The following is a 21,548-nucleotide window of genomic DNA, read 5'->3' as shown; positions in this document are numbered from 1 at the left end:
GCGAGGCTTAGCCGCCTCTGCGCATCATATCGAAAAACTCTGCGTTGTTCTTCGTGGCCTTCATCTTGTCCATGATGAATTCCATCGCCTGCACTTCGTCCATGTCGGAGATGAACTTGCGCAGCACCCAGATCTTCTGCAGGATTTCCGGCTTGATCAGCAGTTCTTCGCGGCGCGTGCCCGACTTGTTCAGGTTGATCGACGGGTAGACGCGCTTTTCCGCCAGGCGGCGTTCCAGGTGCACTTCCATGTTGCCGGTGCCCTTGAACTCTTCATAGATCACGTCGTCCATGCGGCTGCCGGTTTCGATCAGCGCGGTGGCGATGATGGTCAGCGAACCGCCTTCTTCCAGGTTGCGCGCGGCACCGAAGAAACGCTTCGGGCGCTGCAGCGCGTTGGCGTCGACACCACCCGTCAGCACCTTGCCCGAGGCCGGCACCACCGTGTTGTAGGCGCGCGCCAGGCGGGTGATCGAGTCCAGCAGGATCACCACGTCGCGCTTCAGTTCGACCAGGCGCTTGGCCTTCTCGATCACCATTTCGGCGACCTGCACGTGGCGGATGGCCGGTTCGTCGAAGGTTGATGCCACGACTTCGCCGCGCACCGAGCGCTGCATCTCGGTCACTTCTTCCGGGCGCTCATCGATCAGCAGCACGAACAGGTCGGCTTCCGGATGATTGTTGGCAATCGCGTGCGCAATGTGTTGCAGCATCACGGTCTTGCCGGACTTGGGCGATGCCACCAGCAGCGCGCGCTGGCCGCGGCCGATCGGCGCGATCATGTCGATGATGCGGCCGGTGATGTTCTCTTCAGCCTTGATGTCGCGTTCGAGCGTGAGCGGCCGGTTCGGGTGCAGCGGCGTCAGGTTCTCGAACATGATGCGGTTCTTGACCGCTTCGGGCGGCTGCCCGTTGACCTTGTCCACCTTCACCAGCGCAAAGTAGCGCTCGCCGTCCTTGGGCGTGCGTACCTCGCCTTCGATCGAATCGCCGGTATGCAGGTTGAAGCGGCGGATCTGCGACGGGCTGATATAGATATCGTCCGTGCTGGCCAGGTACGAAGTCTCCGGCGAGCGCAGGAAGCCGAAGCCGTCGGGCAGAACTTCCAGCGTGCCGTCTCCGAAGATGGTTTCGCCCATCTTGGCGCGCTTCTTCAGGATCGCAAACATCAGTTCTTGTTTGCGCATCCGCTGTGCGTTGTCGATCTCGAGCGTTGCCGCCATTTCGAGAAGCGCAGACACGTGAAGCGATTTGAGTTCTGTCAGGTGCATAGACGAGGGGTACAGATTTGCCCGGACGGGCGAGACTGAAAGAGAAGGGGGAAAAATGAGCGAACGCTCGGGGAGTTGTTGGTGGCATCTTAGCACAATCCGACCGGTGCGCCAGGGTGTGGTGCACGCACGTCGGATCGTGACAAAACCGGAGCGGTTGGTTTCGCTCCGGCGCGCAGCTTACAGGTTGCCGTCGAGGAACGCGGTCAGTTGCGACTTGGACAGCGCGCCGACCTTCTGGGCCGCGACTGCGCCGTTCTTGAACAGGATCAGCGTCGGGATGCCGCGGATGCCGAACTTGGCCGGCACTTGCTGGTTTTCATCGACGTTGATCTTGGCGACCTGCAGCTTGTCGCCATAGTCCTTGGCGACTTCGTCCAGGATCGGGGCGATCATCTTGCAGGGGCCGCACCATTCCGCCCAGAAATCGAGCAGGACGGGCTTGTCGGACTGGAGGACGTCGGCGTCGAAGGAGGCGTCGCTCACATACTTGATTTGTTCGCTCATGGCGGAAAACCTCTGGTTTCGCTCTGTTTATGTTGAAGGCCGGGAAACTGGGTAGGGCAGAACCGTAACCTTACACGAGATTGCGCGGACCCGCCGGGGACGCCTTTGCCGCCTGCCGGCTGGCTCTGGCGGCCGCAGCCGCGCCCGTTGCTGGCGATATGTTACCAGTTTGCCGATTTTCAAGACCGGCCCTGGGACTGGGCTGAAAACGTCGCCGGCAACGGTAATGATTCTGCTGCAATCGGGTGATTAGTAGAAATGCTTATTTTCAATGGCGCCAAGAGATTCCGGCAATCGGCGTGGGTGCCATGGCGTGCACATGCGGGCGCGGCGCAGTGCCGGATCCGCATTGCGTGCGCGTAGAATAGAAAGCGGTCGGCGGGCCGCGCACCGGCCCGCCGGCCCTCACGTACCCTGCTCTTCCGAGAAGGTCATCGAGAAGGTCATCGACAAGGTCATCGACATGAACACCGATCCCCGCAAGCCTACCCAGCCCGAGTCCGGCCAGGCGCCGGACGTGGACCACCTGAGCGATGCGCTGGACCATATCAGCAGCGCGGTCGAGACCAACAGCATTGCCAGCGGCGCCGCCAAGGGCCTGGTCTACAGCATCATCGAAACGCTGGGTACCCTGGTGGGCGACCCGGACCTGCCCGAACACGCGCGCTCCGGCTATGAGGGCTTGCTCGAAACCGCGCGCGAGATCCGCGCCCGGCTGGAGGGCGGCACGCACTGAGCGGTCCGACCCCCGCCGGCGGCGCCGGGCCCTTGGCGCCGATGCCGTTGCCTGAAAATCGCCGCCCGCCATGCTGGCCGGCGGCGTCCGGTATTTTCATTGCCTTGTTCCCCGACGTCTTCCCCGACCGACGCAGTTACCGCAGCCACGCCGCGCTGCGGCCCATGAGCCCATGACGTCGCTAAGTTTTCGCCCTGGCCCTGATTTCCTCGAGCAGGCGGCCACCGCTGCCTGGTTTTTCATGGACCGCTGCGGCGCGCCCGAAGCCGCCGCGCACGTGGTGGTGCCGACCGCCGCGCAGATTCCAGGTGTGCGCGAGGCGCTCGACGCCGCCGCGCGTGCGGCCGGGCGGCCGCGCCTGTTGCCGCGCGTGCTGACGCTGGGGCACTGGCTGCTCGACCTGCCGCCCGACGGCACGCCGGTGCGCAGCCACGCTGCGCGGCTGCTGGCGGTGCAGCAGGCAGTGCGCGGGCAGGACTGGCTGCGCCGCGCCTTTGGCGCGCAGAACGAGACCGCGGCGTGGGGCCTGTCGCAGACGCTGCTTGCGATTTGCGACGAGCTGAATGCGCGCTGGCTAGAGGACGCTGCCATCCGCGATGACGACGACATCGACGGCGACGACCGCGCCGCGCTGCTGCAGGGGGCGCTGGAACGCACTTACTCGCACCTGTCCGAACGCTTCCTCGGCGAAGAGGCGCGCATCGTGCTGGCATTCTGGCAGGCACTGTCCGGGCCGGATGATCCACTCCCGGCACGGCGCCGCGCGCTGCGCGAGCTGTCGCAGCCATTGCGCGGCCCGGTGATCTGGATCGCGCCGACCCCGCCCACGCCGCTTGAAGCCGCGTTCCTGCGCGATGCCGCCGAACTGGTGCCGGTGCTGCAGGTCGGCTATGACTGGTCGGGGCAGGGCGAAGCGCACGCCGATGCCGACTGGTACCAGACGCTGCTCTCGCTGTGGCCCGAAGCACGGATTGCCGAGACCGAAGACGCCATTGCGCCGCCGCCCGCCACGCTGGCACTGCCCGAGCAACGCCCGGCCATCCGCGTGATCGGCAGCGCGCGCTTCGAGGACGAAGCCGCGGCCGCAGCGGCGCAATTGGTGCAATGGCTCAATGAGGGCCGCCGCCAGGTCGCGCTGGTCGCCCACGACCGCGTGGTGGCGCGGCGTGCGCGAGCCCTGTTGGCCCGTGCCGGCGCGCCGGTACGCGACGAGACCGGCTGGAAACTGTCGACCACCCGCGCGGCCGCCGCGCTGATGCGCTGGTTCGACCTGCTGGTGCGCGACGGCGATACCGCGGCGCTGCTCGACCTTTTGAAAAGCCCGTTCTGCCTGCCCGATTTCGCCGAGCGCGGTGCGGCCATCGCGCTGCTGGAGCGCCAGGTGCGGCGCGAAGGCATTACCGGCGGCTGGCCGCGCCTGCGGCAACTGTTCGGCACCGCACCGACCAGCGCGCCCGAACCTGGCAGCGACGAGGAGGAGGCAGCCGAAGCGCCGCGCCGCGCCGCGCGGGCGCTGGTTGCCGTGCTGGCCGACGAGGCGGCACGCTGGCCGCGCGGACTTGCGCAGCATCCCCTGGCAACGTGGCTGGAGCGGCTCGACGGCATGCTCGACGGCCTCGGCATGCGCGCCGCGCTGGCAAGCGACGATGCGGGCAACCAGCTGCTCGATGCACTGGCGCGGCTGCACGAGCTGCCGCTGGACGAAACCGGCGGCCATGCCACGCTTTCGCAGGGCGAATTCCGCGCCATGCTGTCGGCGCTGCTCGAATCAGTGCCCTACAAGGAGCCATCCGCCAGCGGCCCGGCGCGCATCACCATCCTGCCGCTGAACGGCGCGCGCATGCGCCGTTTCGAGGGCGTGGTGATCGTGGGTTGCGACGACGCGCAGCTGCCATCGAGCGCGGCCGAGCTGATGTTTTTCTCCAACCAGATGCGGCGCGAGCTGGACCTGGAGGACCGCGAGGCGCGCTTCGCCCAGCAGGCGCGCGACCTGGCCGAAGTGCTGCTGAACAATGCCGATGTGGTGATGACCTGGCAGCGCTACGGCGGCCGCGGCGAACCGCACCACGTGTCGGGCTGGATCGAGCGGCTGGCGGCATGCTGCGCCCGTAGCGGCGTCATCATCGACAGCAACGCCGTGCCGCAGGCCTACGAAACCTTCGCCGAACCGCAAGGCATGCCCGCGCCGTCCGCGTTGCCGGAACTGGTGCCGCAGCGCTGGAGCGCGCAGGCCTACAACATGCTGCGCCGCTGCCCGTATCAGTTCTTCGCCGGCCGCATGCTCGGCCTGGCCGGGCTGGAGACTGTCAGCGACGAACTGGAAAAGCGCGAGATCGGCGAGCACCTGCACCGAGTGCTGCTGCGCTACCACAAGGACCTGCACACGCGCCGCGAGCGTGGCGAGACGCTGGTGCAGGACCAGCGCCTGGCGCGGCTGCGCGAGATCTCCGACGATGTGTTCGGCGCGCTGATGGCCGAGGACGGCAATGCCATCGCCTACTACCGCCGCTGGTGCGAGGTGCTGCCCTCGTATGTCGCCTGGCAGTCGGCGCGCGAGGCCGAGGGCTGGTTCTGGCGCGGCGGCGAACTCGATGCCGGCATCGACCTGCCCATGCCCGACGGCCAGCCGCTGCGGCTGACCGGACGCATCGACCGCCTCGACCAGGGGCCGGACGGCGCGCATGCGGTGCTGGACTACAAGACGCAGAGTGCCACGCGGCTCAAGCGCAAGCTGGCCGAGGTCGAGGAAGATTGCCAGCTGCCGTTCTACGGGCTATTGCGCGCCGATGCGGTGGATGGCAGCTGGGTGTCGCTCGAAGGCGCGAAGGAGAGCGCGCGCGACACCTCGGCGGCGGCGCAACGCGAGGTCGGCCTGCCCGACTTCCAGGCCGCCGTCACCTGGCTCGAACGGCAGATGCGCCATGACGTGATGCGCCTGCGCCAGGGGGCTAAGCTTCCAGCATTTGGCGATGCCTCGGCCTGCGTGTATTGCACCGCCCGCGGCCTGTGCCGCAAGGGCTTCTGGGAATCTACCGCCGTGCCGGTGCTGAAAACATGATGGTCCACGATCCACTCAATACCCAGGTCCAGCCTTACCAGCGCGATGGCCATCCGGTGTCGGAGGCCGATTTCACCCGCGCGGCCTGCGATCCCGCGCGCTCGGTCGTGGTCGAGGCCTGTGCCGGCAGCGGCAAGACCTGGCTGCTGGTGGCGCGCCTGGTGCGCCTGCTGCTGGCCGGCGCCGCGCCGCACGAGATCCTCGCGATCACCTTCACGCGCAAGGCTGCTGAAGAAATGCGCGACCGCCTGCTGGAAGTGCTGGCGCAACTGTCGCGCGATCCCGACGAGGACGTCATCGCTGCGCTGATGCAGCGTGGCCTGACGCCGGAGGCAGCGCGCGAGGCGCTGCCGCGCGCGCGCCGCCTGCATGCGCAGGTGCTGGCCGCACCCGGGCGCATGGCCATCGACACCTTCCACGGCTGGTTCGGCACGCTGCTGCGCGGCGCGCCGCTGGCGTCGGGCATCGTGCCCGGCGCGTCGCTGCGCGAAGATGCCTTGCGCATGAAGCGTGAAGCGTGGGCGCCGGTATGGCGCGCGCTGGCCACGCCGCAGTACGAAGACCTGCGTGCCGCCTGGGAAACGCTGGTCGACACCGTGGGCGACTTCCAGGCGCGCGCGCTGCTCGACGCCATGTTCCATGCGCGCAGTGAATGGTGGGCGATGCAGGAGGGCGGCAGCCCGCTGCAGGCGCTGGGCGACTGCCTGGGCGAAGACGCGCAGGGCGACGTGCTGCTGCAGGCGCTGGCCGACGAAGGCTGGCGCGATGCGTGCGAGACGCTGGCGCTGCGCCTGGGCGCCGGCGGCAAGACCGAACAGGCCCATGCCACGCGCATCACTGACGGGCTGATGGCCATCACCGCGTGGCGCGAAGCCGGCGCCGCGCCGGGCAAGCCCGCCGATCGCGTGTTCGGGCAGTTGCGCGCGGCCTTCTTCACCACCACGGGCGAGCCGCGCTCGCTGCGCCGGACCAACGCGCTGGTCAAGGCAGCCGGCGGCGAGGGCATGGTCGACACGCTGCTCGACCAGCACGCGTCCATCTGCGCGATGCTCGACGAGATCGCCGCCCGCTGCTGCGAGGCCGCGGTGCTTGCCATCAACCAGGCGCTGTTCTGCATCGGCGACGCGTTGCTGGCGCGTTACCAGCAGCACAAGCAGGAACAGCGCGCGATGGACTTCGCCGACCTGGAATGGCAGGCCGCGCAGCTGATGTCCGACGAAGAGACTGCGACGTACCTGCAGGTGCGGCTCGACGCACGCTACCGCCACCTGCTGCTCGACGAGTTCCAGGACACCAACCCGCTGCAGTGGCGCATCCTGCAGGGCTGGCTGGCCGGCTACGCGGGTTTGGGGGAGCGCCCGACCGTGTTCCTGGTGGGCGATCCCAAACAGTCGATCTACCGCTTCCGCCGCGCCGATGCACGCCTGTTCGGCGCTGCCGGCGAGATGCTGCGCGACGCGTTCGGGGCGACGGTGCTGCGTACCAACCGCACGCGGCGCAACCGTGCCGAGGTGCTGGACTGGGTCAATGCCGTGTTCGACGCGGCGCGTGCCGAAGGCCGCTACCCGCTGTACGAGACGCAGACCTCGGCGCTTGCCGAAGGCGGCGGGCCGGTGTGGCTGCTGCCGATGGTGGAGGCCGACAAGGCTGATGACAAGGCTGATAACAGCCGCGAGGCGAGCGACAAGGACGCGCGGGCAGAAGGCGCGGAAGGCACCGACACGCACGGCGACACGCACCGCGACACGCTGCTCCAGCCACGCCGGCAGGCCGGCGATTCGCTGCGTCTGGAAGAGGGCAGGCGTGTGGCCGCCTGGCTGCGCCATGTGCGCGACACCGTGCCGGTCCACGAGAACGGCGGCACGCGCCCCGCGCGCTGGAGCGACATGCACCTGCTGGTGCGCCGCAAGACCCACCTCGCGGACTATGAGCGCGCGCTGCGCGAGGCGGGCATCCCATGCCTGAGCCCGCGCCGCGGCGGCCTGCTGGCCACGCTGGAAGCGCTGGACCTGTCGGCGTTGCTGGCCTTCCTGATGACACCGGAGTCCGATCTCGATCTCGCGCATGTGCTCAAGAGCCCGCTGGTCGGAGCGACCGACGATGACCTGCTGGCCCTGGCGCAGCTGGAAGGCGAGGGCGGCTGGTGGGCGCGCATCGAAACCAACGGCCTGCCCGAGCACGTCTCGGACGCATTGCGCGACGGCGTGCCGCGGCTGCGCCAGTGGCTGCGCATCGCGCCGCACCAGCCGGTGCACGACCTGATCGACCAGATCTTCCACGGCGGCGAAGTCCGGCGCCGTTATGCCGAAGCCGCGCCGCCTGATATCCGCGAGCAGGTGCTGGCCAATCTCGACGCCTTCCTGAAACTGTCGCTCGACCTCGACGGCGGCCGTTATCCGAGCCTGCCCAAGTTCATCGACGAGTTGCAGGAAATCCGCCGTGGCGACGAGGGCGAGAGCCCTGACGAAGGCGGCATGGGCGACAGCGCCGAAGACATCGAGCCGGCCGAGGACGATGCCGCCTTCGCCGGCCTCGATGCGGTCCACATCCTGACGGTGCACGCGGCCAAGGGCCTGGAGGCGCCGTTCGTGGTGCTGCTCGATGCCAACCACAGCGATCCTGCCGCGGACAAGGGAGGGATCCTGGTCGACTGGCCGCCGTCATCGCCGGTGCCGCGGCATTTCTCGGCGTACGGCAAGCGCAGCGAGCGCGGCCTGGCGCGCGCGCCGATGTTCGAGGCCGAGGCCGCGCTGGGCGAGCGCGAGAACTGGAACCTGCTGTACGTCGCCATGACGCGGGCGCAGCAAGGCCTGCTGGTCAGCGGCGTGAAGGGCCGCGCCAGCCGCGCCGCCGCCGGCGAGAACAACGCCGAGATTGCCGGCAGCTGGTACGTGCGGCTGCAGGCCGCGGGCGTGGGCGAAATGCTGCCCGCGTACCCCGGGCAACTTGCGCCCGCGGGCGACGGCGATGCGCCCGTGCCGGCGCGCCTGAGCGAGCCGGTGCGCTTTACCGACTTCCGCCTGCGCTACCGCGACGCCGATGCGCTGCCATCGTTCGAGGACGACGCGCAGGCCGAGGAAGAGCCGACGGAACACGACGGCATCGTCTTCAACGCCGCGGCGGCCCGCCATGGCGAGCTGGTGCATGCCTTGCTGGAGCGGCTGACGCGCTATCCGGAAACCTTCGCCGGCATTCCGGACATCGACACGGTGCTGCGCTGGTTCCCGCTGACCGGCGCGCACACTCCCGGGGCGCGGCAAGCGTGGCGCGAGCAGGTGGAAGAAGCGCTGGCGGCGGTGCGTGTGATGCTGGGCGCGCCGGCACTGGCACCGCTGCTGTCGGCAGATGAGGCCGGCAGCGCGCGCAATGAAGTCGAGCTGTATGACGCGCGTGGCCGGCTGTTGCGCATCGACCGGCTGGTGGAGTTCGAAGATCGGGTCGTCATCGTCGACTACAAGCTGCGGCTGCTGCCCCAGGAGCACGCGGCCTATCGTGCGCAGCTGGGGCGCTACGTGGCTGCGGTCGCGCCGCTGTTCCCCGGCAAGCGGATCGAGGCCGGCGTGGCCACCGCGGACGGCGAGTGGATTCCCGCCGAGCGCCTGGCACCGCCGATGCTGACGCAACAGGGTTCGTTGTTCTGAGTGGCGCGCGCGCCGGACAGCTCCGGAGAATCGGCGCAGAATGGCCGTGGGTGCGCCGTGTGGGGCGCACGCCTGCGGGCCCGCTGTACTAAAGTGACAGGGACGGCGCTGCAAGCGGCGTGCGGATGCCGATGCGATGAGCTGTTCGCGGGAGCGCAGGCTGAAGCGGCGAAGCGGCTGAAGCGGTGGAAGGGTACAGCAGGAGGGAGGTAGAGGTGGACGAGCCTGACCCTCGGCACTGGCGGAAAACGGCTGTGGCTGCTTCGTTCCCGACCTGACCAGGTTGACCGCGCCACCATGCGAGGAGGCCCGTCCGAGCGGCATTGTAACCTAGTCTGGGCGATCGCGTCGAATTGCCTCACCACTCGCGGGTCATAGCGTTTGGCAACGCCGCGGCTTGATCTGGCGCAGGCGATGCCAGTCGCGGGGGCCCGACCATGGCAGGCCGCCGCACTTTCGCGGCGCGGCGCACCGGCGGTGCGTCCCGGACCCACTGAATCACCCAACCTTCGGAGCGTGGTGAGCCCAGACATGAACGCAAACGACCAGATCATTCGCGGTGCCATGGCGCCGCAGGAAATCTCCACCGAAGTCCTGATCGAAAAATACGCCAAGGGCGAAGAGCACAGCATTGCCGAGGTCAGGCAGCGCGTGGCGCGCGCGCTGGCACAGGCCGAGCCCGAGGACGAGCGCGAGGCCTGGAGCGCGCGCTTCCTGTGGGCGCAGGAGAACGGCTTCGTGCCCGCCGGGCGCATCAATTCCGCTGCGGGAACCGGCATCCAGGCCACGCTGATCAACTGTTTCGTGCAGCCGGTCGGTGATTCGGTGTCGGAAGCGCGGGACGGGCGGCCCAGCATTTACACCGCGGTGGCGCAGGCGGCCGAGACCATGCGTCGCGGTGGCGGCGTCGGCTATGACTTTTCGGCGATCCGGCCGGCGGGCGCGCTGGTGCGCGCGACGCATTCGCGCGCGTCGGGGCCGGTGTCGTTCATGAAGGTGTTCGATGCCTCGTGCGCGACCGTGGAATCCGCTGGCGCGCGCCGCGGCGCGCAGATGGGCGTGCTGCGCTGCGACCATCCGGATGTCGAAAGCTTTATCCACGCCAAGGACAAGGGCGACCTGACCAACTTCAATATCTCGATCGGCGTGACCGACGAATTCATGCGCGCGGTGCAGGACGATGGCGAGATCGAGCTGATCCATGAAGCCGAGCCCGGCGCCGACATGATTGCCGCCGGCGCTTACCGCCGCGACGACGACCAGTGGGTGTACCGCCGCTTGCCGGCGCGGCAATTGTGGGACCAGGTGATGCAGGCCACCTACGACCACGCCGAGCCCGGCATCCTGTTCCTGTCGCGCATCAACGCCGACAACAACCTCTATTACTGCGAGCGCATCGAGGCCACCAATCCCTGCGCGGAGCAGCCGCTGCCGCCGTATGGCTGCTGCTGCCTGGGCTCGATCGACCTGACGCGCTTCGTGCGCCAGCCGTTCTCGGCGCAGGCTGAATTCGATTTCGATGCCTTTGCCGAGGTGGTGCGCGTGGCTACGCGCATGCTCGACAACGTGCTCGACGTGACCTTCTGGCCGTTGCCGGCGCAGCAGGCCGAGGCCCATGCCAAGCGCCGCGTGGGGCTGGGCTTCCTGGGGCTGGGCAGCGCGCTGGTGATGCTGGGCCTGCGCTACGACACCGAGCCGGCGCGGCAACTGGCGGCGCGCATTGTCGAACGCATGCGTGACGAGGCCTACCTGGCCTCGACCGAACTGGCGGCACAGAAGGGTGCCTTCCCGCTGCTGGATGTCGACGCCTACCTGAACAGCGGCTTCGCCAGCCGGTTGCCACAGGCCGTGCGCGATGCCATTGCGCGCAACGGCCTGCGCAACTCGCACCTGCTGTCGATCGCGCCGACCGGCACGATCACGCTGGCGTTTGCCGACAATGCCTCCAACGGCATCGAGCCGGCCTTCTCCTGGACCTATAACCGCCGCAAGCGGATGCCGGACAACAGCTACCGCTCGTTCGAGGTGGCGGACCACGCCTGGCGCCTCTACCGTCACATGGGCGCCGACATGGCGCAGTTGCCGGACAGCTTCGTCACGGCGCTGCAGATGTCGGCGCTGGATCATATGCGCATGCTGGAGGCGGTGCAGCCGTATATCGACACCAGCATCAGCAAGACCGTCAACGTGCCAGAGGACTATCCGTACGAGGCCTTCCGCCACCTGTACCTGGAGGCGTGGCAGGCGGGGCTGAAAGGGCTGGCGACCTATCGCCCCAATTCGGTGCTTGGCGCAGTGCTGTCGGTCGACGCGCCGGCGGCAGCGTCTGCAACGGTGGCTGATGACAACCCGCTGGTGCGCCCGTTCAACAGCCGGCCGGTCGGCGATCTGGAGGGCGTGACCTCCAAGGTCGAGTACCTGACCTACGAGGGCCACAAGACCGTCTACCTGACCGTCAACTTCATGCGCGTGGCCGGCGTCATCGACGGCAGCCCGGTGACGATCGAGCGGCCGGTGGAATTCTTCATGCCGGCCGGGCAGCGCAGCGAGGGCCAGCAGTGGATCACCTCGACCATGCGGCTGCTGTCGATGGTGGCGCGCTCGGGCGGCTCGGTCGCCAAGGCGCTGGCCGACATGCGCAACGTGGTGTGGGACAAGGGCACCGTGCGCTACGGCGCGCTGGTGCGGCAGGACGGCACCGAGGTGCCGCGCTTCCATGACTCGGAGGTCGCGGCGCTCGGCTACGCGCTGCAGCGCATCCTGATCAAGCGCGGCTTCCTCGATGCCGAAGGCGGGCAGGTGCCGGTGGCGGCGCTGGCGGCCCGGCTGGCGCAGCGCGAGAGCGGCGGGGCGGCGCTGGCCGCGGATGCCGGGTCCGCCGTCCAGGCCGGCGCGGGCGTGGTCACCCCCGGGGTGGGTACCGGCAAGCCTTGCCCGGAGTGTGGCGCGCACGCCCTGCACAAGGTCGATGGCTGTGCGAAATGCGCGAATTGCGGCTACGTGGGCGAATGCGGCTGAAGTCGCCCCGCGCCGGAAACCCGCCAGCGGCGCGGCGCCGCCGGCGGGCCTGCGCTCCAGGCCGCAAACTCCGGCCCGGCGGCGGGCAGCGGGCGGTCGCCATTTGCTACAATCGCCGCCATGAGTTATCAAGTTCTAGCGCGCAAATGGCGCCCCAGGGATTTCACCACGCTGGTCGGCCAGGAGCACGTGGTCCGCGCGCTCACGCACGCGCTGGAACAGCAGCGGCTGCACCACGCCTACCTCTTCACCGGCACGCGCGGGGTCGGCAAGACCACGCTGTCGCGGATCCTGGCCAAGGCCCTGAACTGCACCGGCGCTGACGGCAACGGCGGCATCACCGCCCAGCCATGCGGGGTGTGCAAGGCCTGCACCGAGATCGACAGCGGCCGCTTCGTCGACTACATCGAGATGGACGCCGCCTCCAACCGCGGCGTCGACGAGATGGCGCAGTTGCTCGACAAGGCGGTCTATGCCCCGGGCACCGGGCGCTTCAAGGTCTACATGATCGACGAAGTGCACATGCTCACCAACCACGCCTTCAACGCCATGCTGAAGACGCTGGAAGAGCCGCCCGGGCACGTCAAGTTCATCCTCGCCACCACCGATCCGCAGAAGATCCCGGTCACGGTGCTGTCGCGCTGCCTGCAGTTCAACCTCAAGCAGATGCCCCCGGGGCATATCGTCTCGCACCTGGACCATATCCTGTCGCAGGAAGGCATCGGCCATGACGGCAACGCGCTGCGGCTGCTGGCGCAGGCCGCGCATGGCTCGATGCGCGATGCGCTGTCGCTGACCGACCAGGCGATCGCCTACAGCGCGGGTGAGGTCTCCGAGGAAGCGGTGCGCGGCATGCTGGGCGCGATCGACCAGGGCTACCTGGTGCAGCTGCTCGATGCGCTCGCCGCCGAGGACGGCGCCGCCATGCTGGGCATTGCCGATGCCATGGCCGACCGCAGCCTGTCGTTCGCCGGTGCGCTGCAGGACCTGGGTTCGCTGCTGCACAAGGTGGCGCTGGCGCAGGCCGTGCCGGCTTCGGTGCAGGACGAATGGCCGGAGGCGGACGATGTGCGCCGCCTCGCCGGCGTGTTCGACGCGCAGGAAGTGCAGCTGTTCTACCAGATTGCCAACCTCGGCCGCAATGAGCTGGCGCTGGCGCCGGACGAGTACGCCGGCTTTACCATGACGCTGCTGCGCATGCTGGCGTTCCGGCCGTCGGCGTCGCCGGAGCCGACGCCCCCGACCGTCGCGCAAGGGCAGGGTGGCGGCGCCGCGCCGTCGCGCCCGCGCAATGCGGCGATGGCAGCCGATCCGGCCACGCCCCGGCATGCCGCGGTGGCGGCTGCGCCCGCGGTGGCAGCCGCCCCTGCTGCTATAGCGGCGCCGATGCCGGCGGCGGCAAAGCCGGCCGCGCCGGCACCCGTATCCGAACCCGTGGCCAGGTCCGCCGCGCCGGCTGTATCGGTTGTACCGGCTGCGGCCGCCGCACCAGCGCGCTCCGCGCCAGACGCTGCCATGTCGCCGGCCCGTGCCGCGCTGGCGGCCGCACGTGCCGCATCCGCGCGCGGTGGCTCGCGGAATGCCCCGCCGCCTGCCGCGCCCGCCGCCGCAGCGGCTCCCGCGCAGCGTCCGCCGGCACAGCCTTTGCGCGCGCCGGGTGCCGCTGCCGTGAGCCGTCCTGCCGCGGCTCCGGCCCGGCCGGCTCCGCAGCCGCCCGCGCAAGCCCAGGCACCGGCGCAGCGCGCTGTGCCGCAGCCCTCGGCGGCGCCCGCCAGGCCGGCTCCGGCCGCGCGCCAGCCTGAACCCGAATCGGTGCCGCCGTGGGAGATTTCCGGCGGCAGCGATGTGCCGCCATGGGAAGACCTGCCGCCGGACTTGCCGGTCATCGGCCCCTATGACAGCGACCCGGGTTTCCGTGCGGACGAGCGTGACAACGGTTTCAGCGACAACGGTTTCGGCGAGCCGCCGGCACGTGCCAATCCAGGCAACGGCGCACGGAACGTCGCCCCCAGGCCCGCCAGCGCGCCCGTGCGCGAAGCCGAGCCCGCGCGCGAGACCGCGGCGCCAACTGCACCGGCCGAGGGCGCCAGGTACGTCGCCCCACGCCCGCCCGCAGCGGGCGAAGACGGCTCGCCGCCGGTCTTCACCGGCGACTGGCCGGTGTTGGCTGCTGGCCTGCCGCTCAAGGGCCTGGCGCAACAACTTGCATACCAGAGCGAACTGACGCAGGTGGTCGGCACCACCTTCAACCTGCGCATCCCGGTGGCCGCCCTCGGCGAGAACGGCGTCGCCGAACGCGTGCAGCAGGCACTGTGCGACCACTTCGGCCAGCCGGTGCGCGTGCTGTGCGAAGTCGGCGCGGTCGCGGTCACCGCCGCGGCGGCCGATGCCCAGGCACGTGCCGAGCGCCAGCGCGAAGCCGAGGCCGTGATCGAGGCCGATCCCTTCGTGCAAGGCCTGCTGCGCGACTTTGGCGGCCAGATCGTGCCAGGCTCGATCCAGCCGCGCGCGGCCTGACGGCCCGGTCCGCACCATCCGCCACGAATTTCCACCACCGAATTTCCTACCGAATCCAGGAGCGTTCCATCATGATGAAAGGTCAACTCGCCGGGCTGATGAAGCAAGCCCAGCAGATGCAGGAAAACATGAAGAAGATGCAGGAGCAGCTGGCCCAGATCGAGGTCGAGGGCCAGTCCGGCGCCGGTCTCGTCAAGGTGGTCATGACCTGCAAGAACGACGTCAAGCGCGTCACCATCGACCCCAGCCTGCTGGCCGAGGGCGAGGACAAGGACCTGCTGGAGGACCTGGTCGCCGCCGCCTTCAACGACGCCGTGCGCAAGGCCGAGGCCACCACGCAGGAAAAGATGGGCTCGATGACCTCGGGCCTGCCGCTGCCCCCGGGCTTCAAGCTGCCGTTCTGAAGGCAAGCGTGAAAGCGGGGGTGAAGGGTTCCGCGCCGACTTCGCTGCAGGCGCTGGTCGAGGCGCTGCGGGTGCTGCCGGGCGTCGGGCCCAAGTCCGCCCAGCGCATGGCCTACCACCTGCTGCAGCACGACCGCGAGGGCGCGCGCAAGCTGGGCGACGCGCTGCGCGGCGCGGCGGACCATATCCGCCACTGCCAGCGCTGCAACACCTTCACCGAGCAGGAGATCTGCGAGACCTGCCTGGATGACCGCCGCGACGCCGCGCTGCTGTGCGTGGTGGAAACGCCGGCCGACCAGATCATGATCGAGCAGACGCTGACTTACCGCGGCAAGTACTTCGTGCTGATGGGCCGGCTGTCGCCGCTGGACGGTATCGGCCCGCGCGAGATCCACCTGGACCGGCTGCTGGCGCGCGCCACCGAGCCGGAGCTGGGCGGCCCGGTCGGCGAAGTCATCGTCGCCACCAACTTCACCAGCGAAGGCGAGGCCACCGCCCACTACATCGGCGAAATGCTGAAGGCGCGCGGCCTCAAGGTGTCGCGCCTGGCGCGCGGCGTGCCGGTCGGCGGCGAGCTGGAGTACGTCGATGCCGGCACCATCGCTCGCGCGGTGATGGACCGCCGCAACCTCTGATCCCGGCCGCGCGGCGCTGCATGCCCGCACGCCGCTTCCGGATTCTTCCGCGTCCCTGCCTGCCCCATGAACCTGGCCCGCTTCGATCTCGTCACGCTTGGCTTGTTCGTCGCCGTGGCACGGCAAGGCAGCATATCTGCCGGCGCGCGTCAGTCGCACCTAGCCATTGCGGCCGCCAGCAAGCGCATTTCGGACCTGGAGACCGCGGTGGGTGCGCCGCTGTTTTTCCGCCATGCCGCCGGCGTGCAACTGACCGAAGCCGGACAGGCTTGCTTCCACCATGCGCTGACCATCCTGCAGGATGTCGAGCGCATGGCCGGCGTGATGTCCGACTATGCGTCCGGCGTGCGCGGGCAGGTGCGCGTCTGCGCCAACACGTCGGCGATTACGCAGTTCCTGCCGGACGACCTGGCGTCGTTCATGCAGCGCCATCCCACCATCCGCATCGAGCTGGAAGAGCAGAACAGCCGCGACATCGTCGCCGCGCTGGTGGAGAACCGCGCCGATGTCGGCATCTTTGCCGACCGCACGCCGGCGGCGGGGCTGATGACGGTCGAGTACCGCCAGGACGAGCTGGTCATCATCACGCCGCCCAACCATCCGCTGGCTGCGCGCGGCCCGGTGCGCTACGCCGATACGCTCGAGTTCGACTTTGTCAGCCTGCCGCAGGAAACCTCGCTGGCGGCGCGGCTGCTCGAGGAAAGCAGCCGGCTCGACCGGCCGTTCCGCCTGCGCATCCAGGTGCGCAGCTTCGATGCCATGTGCCGCATGGTGATGGCCGGCCTGGGCGTGGGCGTGCTGCCGCGCATCGCGGCCGAGCCGCACGTCAAGTCGATGGGTTTGTCGCTGGTGTCGCTGCAGGATGCCTGGGCGCGCCGCTCGCTGCTGATCGGCCTGCGCGACCCGGCCGGGCTGACGGTGTCGGCGCGGCTGCTGATCACTCACCTGTGCGGGGACAAGGCGCCGTTCTGACGCCTTGGGTGCCAAGCGCCCCCGGAGCCTTTCGCGTTCCGAGAAAACCCGCTTCTCCGATTGCCGATTCCTGGCTCGCCCCTCGCTGGGGCACACTCCGTGCCAATGACAGACGCGGCGGGATCGATCAACGGATCGGATTTCCGCGGCGCAACAAATCCCCCGCATTGCACGGAGACACGCCATGGCGCAACAGATCCTCGAGGGCATCCGCGTTCTCGAACTCGGACAACTTATCGCCGGCCCCTTTGCCGCGAAAACCCTGGCCGACTTCGGCGCACACATCATCAAGGTAGAGCCGCCGGGGCAGGGCGATCCGCTGCGCAAATGGCGCATGCTGCATGAGGGCACGTCGGTGTGGTGGGAAGCACAGTCGCGCAACAAGGAATCGATCTGCATCGACCTGCGCCAGCCGGAAGGGCAGGCGCTGGTGCGCAAGCTGGCCGCCGAGGCCGATGTGCTGATCGAGAACTTCCGCCCCGGCACCATGGAGAAGTGGGGCCTGGGCTGGGACGTGCTGCATGCCGACAACCCGCGCCTGATCATGCTGCGCGTGTCGGGCTACGGCCAGACCGGCCCCAAGAAGGACGAGCCGGGCTTTGCCGCGGTGGCCGAGGCCATGGCGGGACTGCGTCACCTGACCGGCGAACCGGGCCGCGCGCCGGTGCGTGCCGGCTTGTCGCTGGGCGACACCATCGCCGGCCTGCACGGCGCCATGGGCGTGCTGCTCGCGCTGTACCAGCGCGATGCGCGTGGCGGCGAGGGCCAGGTGATCGACGTGGCGCTGTATGAATCGCTGTTCAACCTGAGCGAAAGCCTGCTGCCGGAATACTCTGCCTTCGGCGCGGTGCGCCAGCCCGCCGGCGGCGCGCTGCCCGGCATCGCCCCGTCCAACGCCTATCCCTGCAGCACCGGCGAATACGTGCTGGTGGCGGCCAACGGCGATGCCATCTTCAAGCGCATGATGCTGGCCATCGGCCGGCCTGACCTGGCCGAGGATCCGGCGCTGGCGCAGAACGACGGCCGCGTGAAGCGTGTCGACGAGATCGATGCCGCCATCGCCGACTGGACCCGCACGCAGACCGTGGAATCGGTGCTGGCCGTACTGCGCGAGGCGCAGGTGCCGTCGGGCCGCATTTATACCGTCAAGGACATTGCCGAAGACCCGCACTACCGCGCCCGCGGCGTGATCGAGTCGGTGACCTCGGCCGGCGGACTCACCGTGGAAGTGCCGGGCGTGGTGCCCAAGCTGTCGGCCAGTCCGGGCGGCATCCATGACCGCGCGCCCGCGCTGGGCGAGCACACCGATGCCGTGCTGAAGCAGGCGGGCTTCGATGACGCCGCCATTGCCGACCTGCGCGCGCGCAAGGTGATCGCATGAGCGCCGCCGCCCAGCTGCGCGGCCCGGCCCGCGTCGAAATCAATGAAGTCGCGCCGCGCGACGGCCTGCAGATCGAGCCGGTGGTGGTGCCTACCGACGGCAAGGTCGCCTTCGTCGACGCGCTGTCGGCCTGCGGCTTTGCCCGCATCGAAGCCACCTCGTTCACGTCGACACGGGCCATCCCCGCGCTGGCCGATGCCGAAGCGGTGATGCACCAGGTCCAGCGCTACCCCGGCGTGCGCTACACCGTGCTGGTTCCCAACCTGCGCGGGCTGGAACGCGCGCTGTCGTGCCGGCCGGACGAGGTCAACCTGGTGATGTCGGCCAGCGAGACGCATAACCGTGCCAACCTGCGCATGACGCGCGAGCAGTCGCGGGCGCAGTTGCTGGCGATGATCGAAGCCGCCAGCGCCGCGGGCGTGCCGGTCAACATCTCGCTGTCGACGGTGTTCGGCTGCCCCTTCGAGGGCGAGGTCGATGCCGGCGCGGTGATGGCGCTGGCCACGCGCTTCGCCGAAGCCGGCGCGGCTGGCATCACGCTGTGCGACACCACCGGCATGGCCTATCCCACGCAAGTGGCCGCACTGTGCGAGCGGTTCCAGGCTGCGCTGCCCGGCACCGGCCTGACCATCCACCTGCACAACACGCGCGGCATGGGCCTGGCCAATGCGCTGGCGGCATGGCAGACCGGCGTGACCCGCTTCGACGCGGCCGCCGGCGGCCTGGGCGGCTGTCCGTACGCGCCCGGTGCCAGCGGCAACGTCAGCACCGAGGACCTGGTCCACATGTTCGACTGCATGGGCGTGCAGACCGGCGTCAATCTCGGTGCGCTGCTCGACGCGGTGGCCGGCCTGCCCGCGCTGGTCGGGCGCGACATCCACAGCCAGTTGCTCAGCGCCGGCCCGCGCCTGCGCACGCACCAGCCGCCGGCATGGATGGCGGAGCATTTCGCGGCGCAAGCCTAGCGCCGCACCCGGACAACAACAAGACATTGGCAATACAAATGGAGACCCTCATGAAACAAGCCCTTCAACGCATCGCTGCCAGGCCCGCCACGTCTACCTTTGCCGCCCGGCGCAAGGCCGTCGCTGCCACGCTGGCGGCGCTCGGTGCTGCATGGCTGGCGCCTGCCGCGTTCGCGCAGGATGCCTATCCCAACCGCCCGGTCACGCTGGTGGTATCCGCCGCGGCAGGCGGCACCACCGACATCGCGGCACGGATGATCTCGGAGCCGCTATCCAAGGCGCTTGGCCAGCCTGTGGTGGTCGATAACAAGCCCGGCGGCAACGGCGGCATCGCCGCGCAGCTGGTGGCGCGCGCCAAGCCGGACGGCTACACGCTGATGCTGCAGTACTCGGGCTTCCACGTGATCACGCCGCTGCTGATGAAGAACCTGTCGTGGGATCCGGTCAAGGACTTCGCGCCGGTAGCCAATATCCTGTCGGCGCCGCAGGTGCTGGTAGTGCGCCAGAACCTGCCGGTCAAGTCGCTGAAGGAACTGGTCGCGTACGCCAAGGCCAACCCGGACAAGCTCAACTACGCCTCGTCGGGCAACGGTTCGCTGCAGCATGTCTCGACCGAGCTGCTGAACCAGATGGCCGGCACCAAGATCGCACACGTGCCGTACAAGGGCACCGGGCCGGCCATCACCGACCTGCTGGGCGGCACGGTCGACCTGACCATGACCACGCCGCCGCCGCTGATGGGCCATATCGCCGCCGGCAAGCTGCGCCCGCTGGTGGTGACCAGCAAGACGCGCCTGCCCAGCCTGAAGGACGTGCCGTCGGCACCCGAGGCCGGCTACCCCGATCTCGACGTGTCGTCGTGGTTCGCGATGTATGCGCCGGCCGGCACGCCCAAGGCCGTGGTCGACAAGCTCACCGGCGAGATCGAGAAGATCATGCGTACCGAAGCCTTCCGCAAGAAGGCCGAGGAACTGGGCGCCGAGGCCAAGTACATGAACCCGCAGCAGCTGGCTCAGTACCAGAAGGCAGAACTGGCACGCTGGGGCAAGGTGATCAAGTCTGCGGATATCCACGCTGAGTAAGCGACGCCTCCGGTCGCTGACAAGTCCAGGCTGCCAATGTTGTCTCCCCTCTCCCGCATGCGGGAGAGGGGAGCACACCGGCAGCCCGCGTAGGTATAGATACCGATGCGGACCCACGATCCACCCGGTAGCATCGCAACTTGCCGCACGGCGGCACGCCGTGCTTTTGCGCATCGCCGTCCGGATCCAAACGGACAGGAAAAGGGTAGGAGACAAGCATGTATAACAAGAAATTCTGGAAGCAGTTCCTGATCGCACTGGCGCTGTTCCTGGCCGGCTGGTTCACCTTCGGCCATGCGCAGGCGCAGGGCAAGCCAGAGAAAACCAAGGTCACCATCGCGGTCGGCGGCAAGAACCTGTTCTACTACCTGCCGCTGACCATCGCCGAGCGCCAGGGCTACTTCAAGGACGAAGGCCTGGACGTCGAGATCGTCGACTTCGCCGGCGGCGCCAAGGCGCTGCAGGCCGTGGTGGGCGGCAGCGCCGACGTGGTCTCGGGCGCCTACGAGCACACCATCAACCTGCAGGGCAAGGGCCAGCGCTACCAGGAATTCGTGCTGCAAGGCCGTGCGCCGCAGATCGTGCTGGTGGTGTCGAACAAGACCATGCCCAACTTCAAGTCGATCGCCGACCTGAAGGGCAAGAAGATCGGGGTGACAGCGCCGGGGTCGTCGACCAACATGATGGCCAACTTCGTGCTGGCCAAGCATGGGCTGAAGCCGTCGGACGTGTCGTTCATCGGGGTGGGCGCCAGCGCCGGCGCGGTGGCGGCGATGCGCTCGGGCCAGATCGATGCGATGGCCAACCTCGACCCGGTGATCTCGATGCTGACGCAGAAGAACGAGGTGCGCATTGCCTCGGACACGCGCACGCTCAAGGACACGCAGGCGGTGTTTGGCGGCAGCATGCCGTCGGGCTGCCTGTATGCGTCGCAGGCCTTTATCCAGCAGAACCCCAACACCACGCAGGCGCTGACCAATGCCATGGTGCGCGCGCTCAAGTGGATGCAGAAGGCGGGCCCGTCGGACATCGTCAAGACCGTGCCGGAAAGCTACTTGCTGGGCGACCGCGCGCTGTACCTGGCCGCGTGGGACAAGGTCAAGGAAGCGATCTCGCCGGATGGCACCATGCCGGCCGACGGCCCGCGCACCGCGCTGAGCACGCTGCAGCAGTTCGACGCCGAGCTGAAGGGCAAGTCGATCAAGCTGGAAGACACCTACACCAACGCCTTCGTGCAGAAGGCCAACGCCAAGTACAAGTAAGACCGCGCCGCGCACGATCACCGGCCCGCTGCCCGCAGCGGGCCTTTGCTTTGCGGCAGCGGCAGGCATTCCCTCATCACTCGCCAGCGGCACGGACGGC

14 protein-coding genes and 1 other RNA gene are annotated in these 21,548 nt (G+C 68.8%); 12 read left to right on the top strand and 3 right to left on the bottom strand.

What is annotated here, in order from left to right; genetic code table 11:
- Window positions 1-7 precede the first annotated feature (7 nt).
- Both rho and trxA read right to left on the bottom strand, forming a co-directional pair.
- Window positions 8-1,270, bottom strand: coding sequence for a transcription termination factor Rho (gene rho / locus LPA45_RS10990; RefSeq protein ID WP_042886485.1), 1,263 nt, complete (start codon window positions 1,268-1,270; stop codon window positions 8-10).
- A gap of 180 nt (window positions 1,271-1,450) precedes the next feature.
- The gene (trxA, locus tag LPA45_RS10985; protein WP_029046118.1) at window positions 1,451-1,777 is read right to left on the bottom strand and encodes a thioredoxin TrxA; all 327 of its coding nucleotides are present in this window, start codon (window positions 1,775-1,777) and stop codon (window positions 1,451-1,453) included.
- Between the two features lie 463 nt (window positions 1,778-2,240).
- Between trxA and LPA45_RS10980 the strand changes: the two genes are divergently transcribed.
- The 3 genes from LPA45_RS10980 to LPA45_RS10970 all read left to right on the top strand — a co-directional run bounded on the left by LPA45_RS10980 (window position 2,241) and on the right by LPA45_RS10970 (window position 9,212).
- Window positions 2,241-2,513: a hypothetical protein gene (locus LPA45_RS10980; RefSeq protein ID WP_116322035.1), complete on the top strand. Its 273-nt coding sequence runs from the start codon at window positions 2,241-2,243 to the stop codon at window positions 2,511-2,513.
- 172 nt (window positions 2,514-2,685) lie between these two features.
- Window positions 2,686-5,571: a PD-(D/E)XK nuclease family protein gene (locus LPA45_RS10975; RefSeq protein ID WP_317923958.1), complete on the top strand. Its 2,886-nt coding sequence runs from the start codon at window positions 2,686-2,688 to the stop codon at window positions 5,569-5,571.
- Window positions 5,568-9,212: a UvrD-helicase domain-containing protein gene (locus tag LPA45_RS10970; protein ID WP_367394549.1), complete on the top strand. Its 3,645-nt coding sequence runs from the start codon at window positions 5,568-5,570 to the stop codon at window positions 9,210-9,212. The genes LPA45_RS10975 and LPA45_RS10970 overlap by 4 nt, the downstream gene beginning before the upstream one ends.
- Window positions 9,213-9,427: 215 nt before the next feature.
- On the opposite strand, the gene ffs is transcribed toward LPA45_RS10970, so the two are convergent.
- An RNA gene (gene ffs, locus LPA45_RS10965) (signal recognition particle sRNA small type) lies at window positions 9,428-9,526 on the bottom strand.
- 217 nt (window positions 9,527-9,743) lie between these two features.
- Here ffs and LPA45_RS10960 point away from each other — a divergent pair.
- The 9 genes from LPA45_RS10960 to LPA45_RS10920 all read left to right on the top strand — a co-directional run bounded on the left by LPA45_RS10960 (window position 9,744) and on the right by LPA45_RS10920 (window position 21,448).
- Entirely contained in the window at window positions 9,744-12,230 is a 2,487-nt protein-coding gene (locus tag LPA45_RS10960) for an adenosylcobalamin-dependent ribonucleoside-diphosphate reductase (protein WP_317923956.1), read from the top strand.
- A gap of 120 nt (window positions 12,231-12,350) precedes the next feature.
- Window positions 12,351-14,747 carry a DNA polymerase III subunit gamma/tau gene (locus tag LPA45_RS10955; RefSeq protein WP_317923955.1) on the top strand — a complete coding sequence of 799 codons (2,397 nt, stop codon included), beginning with the start codon at window positions 12,351-12,353 and terminating at the stop codon, window positions 14,745-14,747.
- Window positions 14,748-14,818: 71 nt separating this feature from the next.
- On the top strand, window positions 14,819-15,151 hold the full coding sequence (locus LPA45_RS10950) for a YbaB/EbfC family nucleoid-associated protein (protein ID WP_012353187.1): 333 nt from the start codon (window positions 14,819-14,821) through the stop codon (window positions 15,149-15,151).
- A gap of 20 nt (window positions 15,152-15,171) precedes the next feature.
- Window positions 15,172-15,786, top strand: coding sequence for a recombination mediator RecR (gene recR / locus LPA45_RS10945; RefSeq protein ID WP_317923949.1), 615 nt, complete (start codon window positions 15,172-15,174; stop codon window positions 15,784-15,786).
- Window positions 15,787-15,852: 66 nt separating this feature from the next.
- Complete coding sequence (locus tag LPA45_RS10940) at window positions 15,853-16,758, top strand: LysR substrate-binding domain-containing protein (RefSeq protein ID WP_116322040.1); 906 nt, start codon at window positions 15,853-15,855, stop codon at window positions 16,756-16,758.
- Between the two features lie 184 nt (window positions 16,759-16,942).
- Window positions 16,943-18,139, top strand: a complete 1,197-nt coding sequence (locus tag LPA45_RS10935; RefSeq protein ID WP_317923946.1) for a CaiB/BaiF CoA-transferase family protein — start codon at window positions 16,943-16,945, stop codon at window positions 18,137-18,139.
- Window positions 18,136-19,104 carry a hydroxymethylglutaryl-CoA lyase gene (locus tag LPA45_RS10930; RefSeq protein ID WP_317923945.1) on the top strand — a complete coding sequence of 323 codons (969 nt, stop codon included), beginning with the start codon at window positions 18,136-18,138 and terminating at the stop codon, window positions 19,102-19,104. Before LPA45_RS10935 ends, LPA45_RS10930 begins: the two co-directional genes overlap by 4 nt.
- A gap of 50 nt (window positions 19,105-19,154) precedes the next feature.
- Window positions 19,155-20,186 (top strand): tripartite tricarboxylate transporter substrate binding protein, encoded by a 1,032-nt coding sequence (locus tag LPA45_RS10925; RefSeq protein WP_317923944.1) that lies wholly within the window; start codon window positions 19,155-19,157, stop codon window positions 20,184-20,186.
- Between the two features lie 218 nt (window positions 20,187-20,404).
- Window positions 20,405-21,448 (top strand): ABC transporter substrate-binding protein, encoded by a 1,044-nt coding sequence (locus tag LPA45_RS10920; protein ID WP_116320372.1) that lies wholly within the window; start codon window positions 20,405-20,407, stop codon window positions 21,446-21,448.
- Window positions 21,449-21,548 lie beyond the last annotated feature (100 nt).

It is taken from the genome of Cupriavidus sp. Agwp_2, from assembly GCF_040784895.1.
Classification (GTDB): domain Bacteria; phylum Pseudomonadota; class Gammaproteobacteria; order Burkholderiales; family Burkholderiaceae; genus Cupriavidus.
Note: the sequence above shows the minus strand (reverse complement) of the source record. Positions and strands in the feature narration are given on the sequence as shown.

Excerpts from the sequence above, each read along its gene's own strand:
- rho (WP_042886485.1), bottom strand. The coding sequence starts at position 1,270 with ATGCACCTGACAGAACTCAAATCGCTTCACGTGTCTGCGCTTCTCGAA.
- trxA (WP_029046118.1), bottom strand. The coding sequence starts at position 1,777 with ATGAGCGAACAAATCAAGTATGTGAGCGACGCCTCCTTCGACGCCGAC.
- LPA45_RS10980 (WP_116322035.1), top strand. The coding sequence starts at position 2,241 with ATGAACACCGATCCCCGCAAGCCTACCCAGCCCGAGTCCGGCCAGGCG.
- LPA45_RS10975 (WP_317923958.1), top strand. The coding sequence starts at position 2,686 with ATGACGTCGCTAAGTTTTCGCCCTGGCCCTGATTTCCTCGAGCAGGCG.
- LPA45_RS10970 (WP_367394549.1), top strand. The coding sequence starts at position 5,568 with ATGATGGTCCACGATCCACTCAATACCCAGGTCCAGCCTTACCAGCGC.
- LPA45_RS10960 (WP_317923956.1), top strand. The coding sequence starts at position 9,744 with ATGAACGCAAACGACCAGATCATTCGCGGTGCCATGGCGCCGCAGGAA.
- LPA45_RS10955 (WP_317923955.1), top strand. The coding sequence starts at position 12,351 with ATGAGTTATCAAGTTCTAGCGCGCAAATGGCGCCCCAGGGATTTCACC.
- LPA45_RS10950 (WP_012353187.1), top strand. The coding sequence starts at position 14,819 with ATGATGAAAGGTCAACTCGCCGGGCTGATGAAGCAAGCCCAGCAGATG.
- LPA45_RS10940 (WP_116322040.1), top strand. The coding sequence starts at position 15,853 with ATGAACCTGGCCCGCTTCGATCTCGTCACGCTTGGCTTGTTCGTCGCC.
- LPA45_RS10935 (WP_317923946.1), top strand. The coding sequence starts at position 16,943 with ATGGCGCAACAGATCCTCGAGGGCATCCGCGTTCTCGAACTCGGACAA.
- LPA45_RS10930 (WP_317923945.1), top strand. The coding sequence starts at position 18,136 with ATGAGCGCCGCCGCCCAGCTGCGCGGCCCGGCCCGCGTCGAAATCAAT.
- LPA45_RS10925 (WP_317923944.1), top strand. The coding sequence starts at position 19,155 with ATGAAACAAGCCCTTCAACGCATCGCTGCCAGGCCCGCCACGTCTACC.
- LPA45_RS10920 (WP_116320372.1), top strand. The coding sequence starts at position 20,405 with ATGTATAACAAGAAATTCTGGAAGCAGTTCCTGATCGCACTGGCGCTG.